Source organism: Anaerobacillus sp. ABA4_114 (assembly GCF_056159065.1).
Genome location: NZ_JBSWUM010000001.1, coordinates 1,758,180 through 1,771,864 on the forward strand (window position 1 = coordinate 1,758,180; position 13,685 = coordinate 1,771,864).

At 41.2% G+C, this 13,685-nt stretch carries 17 protein-coding genes; 16 read left to right on the plus strand and 1 reads right to left on the minus strand.

All coding sequences use genetic code 11. The features are described from left to right. Nucleotides 1-18 precede the first annotated feature (18 nt). From aroA to ACXAEY_RS08920, 12 genes are all read left to right on the plus strand, one after another. Entirely contained in the window at nucleotides 19-1,305 is a 1,287-nt protein-coding gene (gene aroA / locus ACXAEY_RS08865; protein WP_270179045.1) for a 3-phosphoshikimate 1-carboxyvinyltransferase, read from the plus strand. Between the two features lie 258 nt (nucleotides 1,306-1,563). Further along, the gene (locus ACXAEY_RS08870) at nucleotides 1,564-2,556 is read left to right on the plus strand and encodes a hypothetical protein (RefSeq protein WP_474811419.1); all 993 of its coding nucleotides are present in this window, start codon (nucleotides 1,564-1,566) and stop codon (nucleotides 2,554-2,556) included. Beyond that, a complete protein-coding gene (locus tag ACXAEY_RS08875) occupies nucleotides 2,496-3,770 on the plus strand; it encodes a tetratricopeptide repeat protein (protein WP_474811421.1) in 1,275 nt (424 codons plus the stop codon). The genes ACXAEY_RS08870 and ACXAEY_RS08875 overlap by 61 nt, the downstream gene beginning before the upstream one ends. Before the next feature lie 71 nt (nucleotides 3,771-3,841). Further along, entirely contained in the window at nucleotides 3,842-4,378 is a 537-nt protein-coding gene (locus ACXAEY_RS08880) for a ReoY family proteolytic degradation factor (RefSeq protein WP_270179042.1), read from the plus strand. Between the two features lie 71 nt (nucleotides 4,379-4,449). Then, nucleotides 4,450-5,274, plus strand: coding sequence for a GNAT family N-acetyltransferase (locus ACXAEY_RS08885; protein ID WP_474811423.1), 825 nt, complete (start codon nucleotides 4,450-4,452; stop codon nucleotides 5,272-5,274). Further along, nucleotides 5,271-5,741 (plus strand): YpiF family protein, encoded by a 471-nt coding sequence (locus tag ACXAEY_RS08890; protein ID WP_270179040.1) that lies wholly within the window; start codon nucleotides 5,271-5,273, stop codon nucleotides 5,739-5,741. Before ACXAEY_RS08885 ends, ACXAEY_RS08890 begins: the two co-directional genes overlap by 4 nt. Nucleotides 5,742-5,872: 131 nt before the next feature. Further along, nucleotides 5,873-6,370, plus strand: coding sequence for a Rieske (2Fe-2S) protein (locus ACXAEY_RS08895; RefSeq protein WP_270179039.1), 498 nt, complete (start codon nucleotides 5,873-5,875; stop codon nucleotides 6,368-6,370). A gap of 12 nt (nucleotides 6,371-6,382) precedes the next feature. After that, entirely contained in the window at nucleotides 6,383-7,054 is a 672-nt protein-coding gene (qcrB, locus tag ACXAEY_RS08900; protein ID WP_194221909.1) for a menaquinol-cytochrome c reductase cytochrome b subunit, read from the plus strand. 57 nt (nucleotides 7,055-7,111) lie between these two features. Continuing rightward, nucleotides 7,112-7,879: a menaquinol-cytochrome c reductase cytochrome b/c subunit gene (locus tag ACXAEY_RS08905; protein WP_270179038.1), complete on the plus strand. Its 768-nt coding sequence runs from the start codon at nucleotides 7,112-7,114 to the stop codon at nucleotides 7,877-7,879. 59 nt (nucleotides 7,880-7,938) lie between these two features. Then, nucleotides 7,939-8,535, plus strand: a complete 597-nt coding sequence (gene lhaT / locus ACXAEY_RS08910) for a lipoprotein heptaprenylglyceryl N-acetyltransferase LhaT (RefSeq protein ID WP_442865064.1) — start codon at nucleotides 7,939-7,941, stop codon at nucleotides 8,533-8,535. 62 nt (nucleotides 8,536-8,597) lie between these two features. Further along, nucleotides 8,598-9,371 carry a sporulation protein YpjB gene (locus tag ACXAEY_RS08915; RefSeq protein ID WP_474811427.1) on the plus strand — a complete coding sequence of 258 codons (774 nt, stop codon included), beginning with the start codon at nucleotides 8,598-8,600 and terminating at the stop codon, nucleotides 9,369-9,371. Between the two features lie 96 nt (nucleotides 9,372-9,467). After that, a complete protein-coding gene (locus ACXAEY_RS08920) occupies nucleotides 9,468-10,145 on the plus strand; it encodes a zinc metallopeptidase (RefSeq protein ID WP_270179036.1) in 678 nt (225 codons plus the stop codon). A 236-nt stretch (nucleotides 10,146-10,381) separates the two neighbouring features. Here ACXAEY_RS08920 and ACXAEY_RS08925 read toward each other — a convergent pair whose 3' ends face one another. Continuing rightward, nucleotides 10,382-11,251, minus strand: a complete 870-nt coding sequence (locus tag ACXAEY_RS08925; protein WP_270179035.1) for a YitT family protein — start codon at nucleotides 11,249-11,251, stop codon at nucleotides 10,382-10,384. 173 nt (nucleotides 11,252-11,424) lie between these two features. Here ACXAEY_RS08925 and ACXAEY_RS08930 point away from each other — a divergent pair, with 173 nt between their 5' ends. From ACXAEY_RS08930 to bshB1, 4 genes are read left to right on the plus strand one after another with little or no spacing between them, the layout of a single operon-like run. Continuing rightward, complete coding sequence (locus ACXAEY_RS08930) at nucleotides 11,425-11,766, plus strand: nucleotide pyrophosphohydrolase (RefSeq protein WP_270179034.1); 342 nt, start codon at nucleotides 11,425-11,427, stop codon at nucleotides 11,764-11,766. Nucleotide 11,767: 1 nt separating this feature from the next. Then, nucleotides 11,768-12,568: a 4-hydroxy-tetrahydrodipicolinate reductase gene (gene dapB / locus ACXAEY_RS08935; protein WP_270179033.1), complete on the plus strand. Its 801-nt coding sequence runs from the start codon at nucleotides 11,768-11,770 to the stop codon at nucleotides 12,566-12,568. Between the two features lie 11 nt (nucleotides 12,569-12,579). After that, nucleotides 12,580-12,993 carry a methylglyoxal synthase gene (gene mgsA / locus ACXAEY_RS08940; protein ID WP_270179032.1) on the plus strand — a complete coding sequence of 138 codons (414 nt, stop codon included), beginning with the start codon at nucleotides 12,580-12,582 and terminating at the stop codon, nucleotides 12,991-12,993. After that, the gene (gene bshB1 / locus ACXAEY_RS08945; RefSeq protein ID WP_270179031.1) at nucleotides 12,971-13,678 is read left to right on the plus strand and encodes a bacillithiol biosynthesis deacetylase BshB1; all 708 of its coding nucleotides are present in this window, start codon (nucleotides 12,971-12,973) and stop codon (nucleotides 13,676-13,678) included. Before mgsA ends, bshB1 begins: the two co-directional genes overlap by 23 nt. Nucleotides 13,679-13,685 lie beyond the last annotated feature (7 nt).

Below are 13,685 nucleotides of genomic sequence, written 5' to 3' on the forward strand. Positions count from 1 at the left end.
AAGGAGATGCAGAACGATATGGAAACCATCATGAAAGCTACACGTTTACAAGGAAGTATTACGATTCCAGGAGATAAATCGATTTCACATCGAGCGGTCATGTTCGGGGCGATGGCAAAGGGTACGAGTCGAATATCAAACTTTTTACCTGGAGAGGACTGTTTGAGCACAATCTCTTGTTTTGAACAAATGGGTGTTTCTATTGAACATGAGGGCACATCCGTTGTCGTGCATGGTAGGGGAATCGAAGCGTTACAAGAACCAAATGAACTATTGAATGTTGGAAACTCAGGGACAACGTTCCGATTGATGATGGGGGTTCTCGCAGGAAGACCGTTTTATTCAGTCCTTGCGGGAGATGACTCGATAGCGAAGCGACCGATGAATAGAGTTTCCATCCCGTTGAAGGAGATGGGAGCAACGATCGATGGTCGTGATGATGGTACATATGCGCCAATCTCGATTCGTGGTGGTCAATTAATAGGAATGAATTATTCCTCCCCTGTTGCCAGTGCGCAGGTGAAATCTGCGATCCTACTAGCAGGTCTTCAAGCTAAAGGAACAACTTCTGTCACTGAAACGCACCGTTCGAGAAATCATACTGAAAATATGCTCGAAAGCTTTGGTGTGAAAGTGAACAGAGATGGATTAACAGTAGGCGTTGAAGGAGGACAGGAGCTTAAGGCAACCGATGTAGAAGTGCCTGGTGACATTTCCTCTGCTGCCTTCTTCCTTGTGGCCGGAGCAATCGTCCCGCACAGTACGGTAACCCTTTTAAATGTTGGAATCAATCATACTCGTTCTGGAATCATAGACGTACTAGAGCAGATGGGTGCAGATTTAACGATTCAGAATAGAAGAGTAATCAATCAAGAAGAAGTGGCTGATTTAACGATCAAAACGAGTGACCTTACTGGGATTACGATCGAAGGCGAAATGATCCCGCGTCTGATCGATGAAATACCTATTATTGCTCTGTTAGCTACAAAAGCGAAGGGGAAAACCGTTATCAAAGACGCAGAAGAGCTGAAAGTTAAAGAAACGAACCGCATCGATGCTGTTGTGGATGCACTGAGTGCGTTAGGAGCTGCAATAAAAGGAACTGAGGATGGAATGATCATTGAAGGTACAGATCGATTAAAAGGCGCTACTCTCTCAAGCCTAGGCGACCATCGGATCGGTATGATGTTAGCTGTTGCAGGTTGTATCACTGAAAGTGAGCTCACTTTAGAGAAGCCAGAAGCGATCAAAGTATCTTACCCAGGATTCTTTGACCACATGAAACAATTGAGAGTAAATTCTTAGGAATTTACTCTTTTATTAATGACTTTTAAAAATATTACTAATTTTTCTAAATTATCTGTTGATTTAATAGAAATCCCTGTTATACTAAGGATAGTAATGGTTTCTCTCCACTCCTATCCATATTTAACTTTGTCCCTGTGTTTTGAAAGCGCTATCAAACGCTTTCTGCGCAGGGAATTTTTTTATTGAGTGGGTTATCATATTCAAGACGTGTGCCACATAGCCTGTCATTATAAGAATGGCAGGGGAGGATTCCTTTTGAAGCAGCTATACAGTAAGGTTTCCATTGATGGCATGCGTGATGAGTATAAAATCGTTGCTGGAGAGAAAATAACATTTAAGACGAATACCGGCAGACTAGAAAAAGGGATTTGCTGTTCACTGAATGGATATAGGATGGAGCCAGGAAAAGTAGGTTTTGATGAAGAGATGTATCACTTTTCAAAAGATGAGATTCTAACTCAAATAGAACGATCCGTTTATCAGGGGATTACGACGATTATGTCGTGTGTACCGATCGCTTCAGAAAGAACCTTAGAAGAAGAATTGCAGAGTGCCCTACGCGCTTTTGAAGACTCCCCTATCGATTATGTACTAGGAATACGAATGGCTGCAGAACGAGTTACGCCAGAGGTGATGAGAAAGTGCGGTCGTTACCGCTTACCTTTTATCATAATCGAATTTGAGCATGAATCATCTTGGAATAACTTCGTGTTCGAATGGATTCATCAAGCGAATTTTCCATATCGTGCAGCAATGATGGTTGATTTCACGTTTTTGTCAGAAATTCCTGAGTCAAAACGCATGCGAGAGAAAAAGGTGTGTTACGACCTCCTTAGTGATAAGGGAATCGAACCATATGAGTATGATATCATTGAACCTCATCACGTATCGACTTCATTTTTAATGCGTACAGGTCTCTTCCCACTAAAAGGGTCATTGACCCAAGGGTCGCACTTTGATTATAACCTTTATTCTAATCATGAAAGCACTCGAGTTGATGAAGAGCAAATTCTTGATTATCATGGAGAAGAGCCAGCTATTATTGGACTACGTGGTGAAATCCTTAAAGTGGAAAAGAAGTTACACTTGGAGCGAGGATTTGGAGAGCGGTTGGACATAAGAAAACCGGGATTCTTCACCGCAAGTCATGGAAATAAAATAAGTAGAGTAAGAAGGAGTTTTGGGTCGTGGAGCGTCTTAAACAAGCTATCTCCCTCATTGAGGCAGGTAATTTCGAAGAAGGATTAAAAGAATTAACGAAAGTTCGTGAAACAGCGGATCATGAAGGGTTGTACGACTTATCTAACATTTATTACAACCTTGGACTAATAGAAGATGCTCGAGATGTTGTTGAAGAACTTTTGATGCATTATCCAAATGAAGGTGAGCTACTTGTACAAGCAGCAGAGTGCTATGTTGATCTTGAACAAGAACAAGAAGCGATCGCTGCACTCAGTAAAATAGATGAAAATGACGCTGCCTATCCGCCAGCATTATTGCTATTAGCAGACCTTTATCAAACGGAAGGTCTTGAAGAAGTAGCAGAACAAAAGCTACTAGAAGCGAAGCGTATATCTCCTGATGAACCGATCATCGACTTTGGTCTAGGTGAATTCTATTTAACTCAAGGTCATCACCTAAAGGCGGTTCCTTATTATGAAGCAGTGATCAATACGAAGAGTGAGCTTGCCAACGAAAATATAGAACTTAGACTTGCTGAAGCTCTCAGTGGAAGTGGACAGTTCGAAGAAGCACTAACGTATTACGAAAAAGGTCTTGAAAACGCACGGGAGATCAATGCATTGTTCGGTTATGGATTTACCGCTATTCAAATTAATGAGTATAAAAAAGCCATTCATGCATTCAAAGAGCTTAAAGATTTGGATCCACAGTATAGTACACTCTATCCATATCTAGCTAAAGCGTATGAAGAAGAAGGTGCCGTTACTGAAGCTATCGAAACATTAGCGCAAGGCATTAAGGTCGATGAGTTTAATGAAGAACTCTATCTTCAAGCAAGCCGACTAAGTTTTAAATCGCATGACGAAGAAAGTGGAGAGAGATATTTGAGAGAGCTTCTTGCGATCAATCCTTCACATATCGAAGCGGCTAAAACACTTGCGACTTTCTTTAGAACAGAAGAGCGTTATGACGACATCCTCGATCTTCTTCAAAATATTGAAGAAGGAGAACAAAGCGATCCTTATCTAGATTGGTCAGCAGCAACAGCTCTTCAACACGAAGAGAAATATAAAGAGGCAATAAATCGTTATGAAAATGCATATACTTATTTCAAAAACGATCCGTTGTTCCTTGAAGAATATGGATTATTCTTAATCGAAGAAGGCCGTAGAAAAGAAGCGATCGAGTTATTTAAACATGCATTGAAACAGGATCCTACATTAACTCACCTCGAAGAAGATATCATGCGATTCGAGGAAGAAAGAATTGAAGAGGATTAATCCTCGATTGGAAGGATATTCTTCTTCAATGACGAATTCTTAATTTAGGAAAATCTCAGGGAGGAATCGCTATGAGCAGCTCCGTTTCAGTCGTTGAAAAAAAGGACTTTCTTAAATGGTTCCTGAAAAATTATCAGGTGAAGAAGCGTGAATGTGTCTGGCTTTTGAATTATCTAATCAGCGACGAAGTGCTTATGGGAAATGTTCATTTTGTAGAGAATGCAGAATTTTGCCCGAAGGCTCTCGTTATTTCTACGCACTGTGTGGAAAACGCTCCTTTCAGATTTTACAAGCACAATATCATCACAACGGATCCTGAGAAGTCGTTTCACGATATTAGGTTGAATCAGGACGAGCCTATTTATATTCAGCTTAACTTCAAAAGTAAGAATGTGTCTCCACACTATGTAGCAGTGCTAGAAGAAAATCCTTTTCTGCCGGAAAATATGGCAGCAGATAAGAAGTATTCCTTCCTTGCTGAGATGGTACTGGACGAATCGTTTACACGATTTAAGCGTGAGTCGATTTTAAAAGAGATAGACGATGCTCTTGATCAAAAAGACATGGATCGTTTTCAGTATTTAAGCAAACAGTTGAATAACCTTTAACCCTTGAAACTTTTCAAGGGTTTTTTTATACTTTTAAAAGGTTTACATGGTGAAAATGTGGAGGTTCAAAGGTGATCAGATACTTAACATATTCAGATTATGGTCAACTAAAGGGAATGAAGACGAATATACAAGATGATTATATCGTTCGCATTTTTCCAAGACTTGTAGAAAACGACTCATTGGTAGGATACTTTGAAGACGACCGTTTAGTAGGGATAGCAGGGCTGACAACATTTGAGAATGAGATTGGCATTCTCGGCAGGTTACGTACAGATGTTGATTTCAGAGGGAGGGGAATCGCATCCTCGCTTATGAAAACGCTTATGGAAAGTGCTTATTCATCTTCATCGATCAAATGGATCGGCTATGCAACGGAGAAAAGCAATCTCCCTGCTAATCAGCTCTCAAAGAAACTGAATATGATGTTGACTTCGACTGTTGTTTCAGCGCGTATAAGAGCGGGAGTGATCAGAGGAGAGGTCGATTCAATAAGCTTCAATAAATTTCAAGACCCTATTACTAAAAGAAGTGCACTCTCTAACAGTTTTCAAGACAGTCGTTTTTCTTTCTTTCCATATGAAATTTACTATCCACTTCCCTACATTCCAGTTTTAAGTGATGTATACATTGAGAAAATAGAGTTGTATAGTAGTGAAGCTGGGGACTTTTTTCTCTCAAGGGAAGAAAAAGGTGATTCATATCTTCACTTGAAGCTATTTAACCCTACGCTTCTTAATAGCAAAGCAATGTGGACGATCGTGAATAATATTGCGAGTGAGGAAGATCGAAGAATCTGGATCGACTTACCTTTAGAACATGATCATCTTTTAAACAAAAAATTCGAAAAAACATTATGGCATTTAATTGGACAAGGAAGGGAGACGAGAACATGAAATGGACTGAATCGGATATAGGGGTTTATGTAAAAGAAAAAGAATACGTGGATACTGCTGTTATACCTTTGATCCCAATTTCTCTTACATCAAACGTAAAGAGCACCGTTTCGATGGGAGAGTATATTTCTATTATCGCAAATGAGCTCGAAAGGCAGTTGAAAGGGCGCCTTTTGCTTGTTCCTGCATTCACGTACCTCCAGACAGAAGATGAGGCATCTCGTACTGCTAGACTGAAACAAGTAGAAGCTGAACTGATGGAGGGTGGGATGAAGCATATCATTACCCTTACTTCTGACGTTGATTGGAAGCAGTCAGAAAATCAGCTCTCAAGCGGGTTATTATGGATGCCTGCGATCCCACTCGAACACATGGATGAGCAGTATAAAGTTGAAACGGTTTCAGCACAAATCAAACAAGTACTACAATTTGTAACAAATAAGTGGCAAAGTAGTATAAAAGGCTGATTTGAGGCAAGCTAAAGACTAATCAGAATATTGACAGCGTAAGAGTGACTACGCTATCATAGGAATGTCCTAGTTATATGTGTGTATTATACGTCCGGCTGGACTGACTTCATAGGATAGGGGGGAAACCAATGGCGAAGAAGAAGGAAGTAACAAGACGCCAATTTCTAAACTACAGCCTGACTGGTGTAGGTGGTTTTATGGCAGCTGGAATGCTTATGCCGATGGTTCGATTTGCGATCGACCCATTGTTAAAGGAAAAATCGACGCAGGACTTCGTTCCTGTTATGGAAACAAGTGAGATTACAAGTGAGCCAGTACGTAAAGAATTCAAGATCGACCAGGTTGATGGTTGGTACGAATCAGAAGTAACGCAATCCGCTTGGGTTTACAAAGATGAAAAAGATGAAATAGTCGCTCTTTCACCTGTATGTAAACACCTTGGATGTACTGTTGACTGGGCTTCAAATCCTGCATATCCTGATCAGTTTTTCTGCCCATGCCATGCAGGTCGTTACACGAAAGACGGCGTGAACGTTCCGGGCACACCGCCTCTTGCACCACTTGATGTTTACAACAAGAAAGTCGAAGATGGAAAACTTTACCTCGGAAAACCTGAACCACGTTAGGGGGCGTAATCTATGTTAAACAAGATCTATGATTGGGTAGATGAACGCTTAGATATTACGCCTATGTGGCGCGATATTGCGGATCACGAAGTGCCTGAGCACGTTAACCCTGCTCACCACTTTTCAGCGTTTGTTTATTGCTTTGGAGGATTAACGTTTTTTATTACAGTAATCCAAATTTTATCTGGGATGTTCCTTACAATGTATTATGTACCGGACATTGTGAACGCCTGGGAGTCCGTATACTACCTTCAGAACGAAGTAGCATTTGGACAAATTGTTCGAGGAATGCACCACTGGGGAGCTAGTTTAGTTATCGTTATGATGTTTCTACATACCCTACGAGTGTTCTTTACAGGTTCATATAAGAAGCCTCGTGAACTTAACTGGGTTGTCGGTGTACTAATTTTCTTCGTAATGCTTGGTCTAGGATTTACAGGATACCTTCTTCCTTGGGATATGAAAGCACTTTTCGCAACAAAAGTTGGTCTGGAAATTGCAGTTACAATCCCAGTAGTCGGTGAGTGGGCGAAAACGCTACTCGCAGGGGGAGAAATCATCGGGGCTCAAACACTTGCTCGTTTCTTTGCGATTCATGTGTTCTTCCTTCCAGCAGCGCTGCTTGGATTGCTTGGTGCCCACTTTATCATGATTCGAAAGCAGGGTATTTCTGGACCGTTGTAAGATACGGCTGATCGACTTGTAAATACCATATAATTTTTTTACGAAGGAGGGGGACAGATGCATCGCGGAAAAGGAATGAAGTTTGTGGGCGACTCGCGTATCCCTGCGCAGAGAAAGCCTAACATTCCAAAAGATTATTCAGAGTACCCCGGCAAAACAGAAGCGTTTTGGCCGAACTTTCTATTAAAAGAATGGATGGTTGGTGCTGTATTCCTTATCGGTTACCTAGCACTAACGATTGCTCATCCGTCTCCGCTCGAACGTGTAGCGGATCCAACGGATGCAACTTATACACCACTTCCAGACTGGTATTTCTTATTCTTGTATCAGCTCTTGAAGTATAAATATGCGGCAGGAGATTATACGCTTGTAGGTACGATCATCATGCCAGGTCTTGCTTTCGGTGCTCTATTGTTAGCGCCTTGGCTAGACCGTGGTCCTGAGAGACGCCCTGCGAAGCGTCCTGTAGCCACTGCTCTTATGTTGCTTGGTCTTATCTCGACTGTTTACTTAACTTGGGAATCTGTTGTTACTCATGACTGGGAAAAACAAGCTAAGCAAGGTGAAATTGTTGAGGCAACTGTAGACAAAGAGTCAGAAGGTTATCAGATTTATTCTTCTCAAAGCTGTATCGGATGTCACGGTGACAGCTTACAAGGTGGCTCAGGTCCATCACTTCTTGAGACCGGTTTGAAAGAAGAACAAATTAAAGACATCGCTGTAAATGGAATTGGCGGAATGCCAGCTAACGCATTTAAAGGTTCTGATGAAGAGCTTGATAAATTAGCTACCTTTATCGTTGAAACTGTTGAAGCGAATAAATAATTAGAAAAAAGCTGACTGTAACGGTCAGCTTTTTTTCAATCATTTAGAGGAGAAGTCAGATGATATACGAACTTTTCTATATACTTAGGTCGAAACCGTTCCTTTGGAGCATGTTGATCATCAATGTATTAGGCACAGCTTACGGGTATTACTGGTATGGCTGGCAGCTTGAAGATACTGAACCTATCTTCTTGTTATTTGTACCGGATAGTCCAACAGCTAGCTTGTTTTTTTGTTTTGTATTGATCGCATTTTTACTCGGCAAAAATTGGCCTTTACTTGAGGCGTTAGCTGCTGTAACGCTTTTCAAATATGGAATATGGGCCGTCGTTATGAACGTGATGGTGATGCAAGTGACGGGCGTTCTATCTCCGATTGCAATCATGCTGATCATCTCCCATTTTGGGATGGCGGTCGAAGGGCTGCTTTACTCTCCTTTCTATAGAATAAAAAGCTGGCATTTGATCGTCGTTGCGATTTGGACGCTACATAATGATGTGATCGATTACGTGTTTGGGCAGATGCCTAGGTATTCGATGCTTCATGAATACACATCTCAAATCGGTTATTTTACGTTTTGGCTATCGTTAGCTTCTATTCTCCTTGTTTACTTGTTAACGATTCGGAATTCACGATTCAAGTTAGATCTTCGCTAGAGTTAATGGTCTACTCTTGTCCCTTTTATCATACATTGAATTAGGATGAAGGAGGGACAGGTATGGTTAGAGGATTACTCCTGCTTTTATTGCTTTTCATTCTTCCTATTAACGCTTTTGCAGCTGAATCGGATACGAGACAAGCATGGGATGATTTCGCATCGAAAGTTCTAGAGTTTGGTAAGCAAGAAGAGTTTGAAAGGGCAAAAGCAATGCTCGAGAAGTTTGAAGAAGTGTTTCCAGGCGAAGAGAATACAGAATTGACGATCACTGAGATGCGCATTGTCTTGAACACTCACAATAGAGCTCTACATTCAGTCACAGCCGCCGATCAGGAAACGGAACAACGGATGAAGGCACTTACAGAATTTCGTCTCGCTGTAGATGCACTTGTTACAGAAGAACAGCCTATTTGGCGTCAAACGGACGATAAGATGCTCGGCTTGATTGATGAAATGAAAGCAGCCGTAGCGCATAGGGATTATAAGGTTTATGAAAGAGATCTCCAGCAGTTTTTAGGATCTTATAGCGTGATTCGACCAGCACTTGGCATCGATCTCTCGACAGAAATGCAGCAAAGACTCGACTCACATATTGCATTCTTTGAAAATTACGGATCTTCTCATAAAAAAGACCTGTCTAAACAGCTTGAAACGATGAAGTCAGACTTCAAAGAAGTTTATGAAGGTCATGTTGAGAAAAACGAGTCATCGATCGTGTGGATGATAATTTCTATAGGTGGGATAATAACGGTTACGTTGCTATACGTTCTTTACCGAAAGTACCGTGGAGAAAAGACGGATGTGAAGAAATATAAACAATTTGAGAAAGATTAAACCTTGGTATGACAGTAAAATGATTGACTTTTACTAGTTATTTGACTAAAATTGACGTTAAGATAGATAGAGATATACTACTATGGAGGAATGGAAATGGCTAGTATTCTAATTTATTTTGCTCTTCTTCTAATCATCCCACTTTGGGCTCAGAGTCGTGTGAAGAGCGCATACAAAAAATATTCAAAAGTTCCTAACTCATCTGGAATGACGGGTGCTGAAGTTGCTCGAAAAATTCTTGATGAAAATGGTTTATACTCAGTAGGAGTAGAAGAAGTTCGCGGTCATTTATCAGATCATTATGACCCGCGTTCTAAAACGGTAAGATTGTCATCAGGTAATTTCCACGGACATTCTGTAGCTGGAGCAGCAATTGCAGCTCACGAAGTAGGACACGCTATTCAGGACCAAGAGGATTATGCTCCATTACGCTTCAGACATTCATTGGTGCCTGTAGCTAACCTAGGTTCTAACTTCAGTTATTTCGTTATCCTAGCAGGTATTTTGATGTCTTCATCAAACTTTATCTTGCTTGGTATCATCTTCATGAGTGCTGCCGTTCTATTCCAATTAGTCACGCTGCCGGTTGAGTTTAACGCTTCTAGTCGTGCGATGGAACAAGTTGTTTCATCAGGAGTCATCCGAAATGACGAAGAACGTGAAACGAAGAAAGTATTGAATGCCGCAGCCCTCACGTATGTAGCAGCTGCTGTCGTTGCACTACTTGAACTTGTACGCTTCGTGTTCATCTTTCTCGGCATGAACGAAGATTAATAAATAAACCTCGCCATTGTTGGCGAGGTTTTTAATTTATAAAGAAATCTGATTAATTTGTTCGATTTGTCATAGGAGTCTGAATCCTACTTGATTTCGTGTGGACGAACGTCCGTTGGAGTTGGACAAAGGAAGAGGTATTCAATCCGTTACACTCAAAATCACTACCATATTCGAGTCTTTAAGACTGTTTCGAAATTACAAAAACCCCGCCCTTTATGCGAGGTTTATTTCAATTAATCTTCAATTGGATTTTTGTTTTCGTCTAATGTAAATCCTTCACCAAGCACATCGTGCACATCATTAACAGCAACGAAAGCGTGCGGGTCGACCTGGCGAATGATGCTCTTCAGTCTAGAAAGTTCGTTTCTTGCTACTACGCAATAGAGCACTTCTTTCTGCAGCCCCGAAAAACTTCCTTTTCCGTTTAAGACGGTAGCGCCGCGATCCATCTCTTTCATGATGGTATCAGCAATCTCTTTGTTATTTTCCGATATGATCATGGCAGCTTTTGCGGAATAAGCGCCTTGTTGGATAAAGTCGATCACACGTGCTGCTATAAATACTGCGACGAGTGTATACATTGCTTCTTTGTAGTTTAAGTAGACGAGGGAAATCGCGATCACACAAAAATCAAATACGAACATCGTCCTGCCCATGCTCCAGCCCGCATATTTAAAACCAAGTCTTGCGATGATGTCTACGCCCCCAGTTGTCCCTCCATATCTAAAGATAATACCTAAACCTAAACCGATAAATACACCTGCGAAAAGTGCAGCGAGCGTCATGTCGTCTCTTAAAGGAATCGAAAGAGCTGAATAACGTTGAAATATCCATAAAAATACCGAGAGCGCTACAGTTCCTAGTAAAGTATAGATAAATGATTTCCTGCCAAGTAAACGCCATCCAATAAAGAATAACGGTATGTTTAATACTAGGTTTGAAATGGCTGGATCGATATCAAAGAGAAAATAGAGTAGAAGGGTTATACCTGTAAAACCACCTTCAGCTAAGTTGTTCTCCATATTAAAATGAACGAGTCCAAAAGCAAAAATTGCAGAACCTAATAAAATGAAGATCACATTCTTCATGCGAATTCCTTCCATATGCATACATCCTTTCCGTCCTATACAGCCAACAGCATTCATTATAATCAAATATTGAGCGAACAGCAATTTGATTTTGGTATACTTTCTACAGAGCGGTGCGATGGTTAAATATTTGTCAAACACATGTCTTTTAGCTAACATAGTAGCAGATGAGAAAGGTGGGAGCACTCGTGTCTGAAAAGACGATTAAAGATATGCAAGAAGAAGTGGATCAATACATAGGTCAATTCAAGGAAGGGTATTTCAGCCCCCTTTCGATGTTAGCAAGAATGACGGAAGAACTAGGTGAGCTTGCTAGAGAAGTTAACCATTATTATGGTGAGAAGCCAAAGAAAAGTGAAGAAACACAAAGGTCGATGGAAGAAGAAATGGGTGACCTTCTGTTTGTGTTAACATGCTTTGCAAATTCACTTGATATCGATTTAGATGAAGCGTTCGATCGAGTGATGACAAAGTTTAATACAAGAGATAAAGACCGTTGGACGAAGAAAGAAGAGGAGAGTGAATCATAATATGGATACGGTAAAGATCGTTATTGCAGGACCAAGAGGAAAGATGGGGAGCGAAGCAGTTAAGCTTGTGGCTCGTACAGACCACTTTTCGTTATCAGCTGTAGTGGATTCAAGACAATCTGGAGAGACTGTTAAAGACATTCCGGATCTTCCGTCGTTAGACTCCCCGGTATACACCGATCTTGACGTGTGTCTATCTGAGGTTGAGTGTGATGTGTTAATCGATTTAACGACGCCAGAGTACGGAAAAAAGCATATGGAGATCGCGTTTCAACATAATGTAAGACCTGTAGTAGGTACGACCGGATTTTCGAACGAAGATGTTGAAAGACTATCGGAGTTAGCAGAGCAGAAAGGGATCGGCGCGATCATCGCTCCTAACTTTGCGATCGGTGCAGTATTAATGATGAAGTTTGCTTCGATGGCAGCAAAATATTTTCCTGATGTTGAGATTATTGAGCAACATCATGATCGAAAGCTCGATGCGCCATCCGGAACAGCAGTTAAAACTGCGAAGATGATTTCTGAGGTTCGTGAACCTAAAGTTCAGGGGCATGAAGATGAAAGCGAAGAACTCCAAGGGGCTAGAGGTGCCGATTACGAAGGTATGAGAATTCATAGCGTAAGGCTGCCAGGTCTTGTGGCTCATCAGGAAGTGCTATTTGGCGGAGAGGGACAAACTCTAAAGATTCGTCATGATTCAATGCACAGAGGTTCGTTTATGCCTGGCGTTCAGCTTGCCGTTGAAACCGTCTTAAAGATCGATCAGTTGGTTTATGGACTTGAGAATATAATGGAATAGGGGATGGTGTCATGAATATCGCCTTGATTGCTCACGATAAAAAGAAAGATGACCTCGTTCGATTTGCTTTAGCATATAAACAAATATTAGAGCCTCACACGCTTTATGCAACTGGAACGACCGGAAAACGCATTATCGATGAAACAGGGTTGACGATTCATCGCTTTCAGTCTGGTCCTTTAGGTGGCGATCAACAAATCGGTGCGATGATTGCTGACAACGCGATGGATGCCATCATCTTCTTCCGTGATCCATTGACAGCGCAGCCTCACGAGCCAGATGTTACAGCTTTGATCAGATTGTGTGATGTGTATAACATCCCGCTCGCAACAAACATGGGAAGCGCTGAAATCCTTGTACACGCATTGGGTCGAGGAGAACTAGATTGGAGAGAAATTGTACATGGAAGAAACACAGAAACTTGATGTATTAGCATTTGGAGCACATGCAGATGATGTAGAAATCGGTATGGCTGGTACATTAAAGAAGCTTGCTCTGGAAGGTAAGCGAACTGGTATTTGTGATTTAACTGAAGCAGAACTATCATCGAATGGCACAGTATCGCAAAGAAAGGTAGAAGCTAAAGCAGCAGCAGACATTCTTAAAGTTTCAAATCGCTATAACCTCGGTCTACCTGACCGGGGACTTAGTGTTAACGAAGGTTCTTTGGAAAAGTGCGTTGATCTTATCCGAGCGGTTAAGCCATCTGCGGTTTTTATCCCATACTTTGATGATCGTCATCCTGACCATGGGCATGCGGCAACACTGGTCGAAGAAGCCGTCTTTTCAGCGGGGATACGGAAGTACAAACCTGAGCTTGGGAGTGCACACAAAGTAAAGCGCATTTACTATTATTTTATAAATGGTTTTCATAAACCGCAGTTCACAATTGATGTTTCCGAACAGATTGATGCGAAGAAAAAAGCGTTAGAAGCTTATGAAAGTCAATTTGTACTAGGGGAAGATAGTGTAGCAACACCATTAACAAACGGGTATGTTCAAAAAGTCATTCACCGTGAATACCTTTATGGAAAAGAGTCAGGTGTTGATTACGCAGAAGGATTTATTTCAAAGAACATGCTCAGTATGAAAGAGATACCGTTAGAATAGGAGAAAG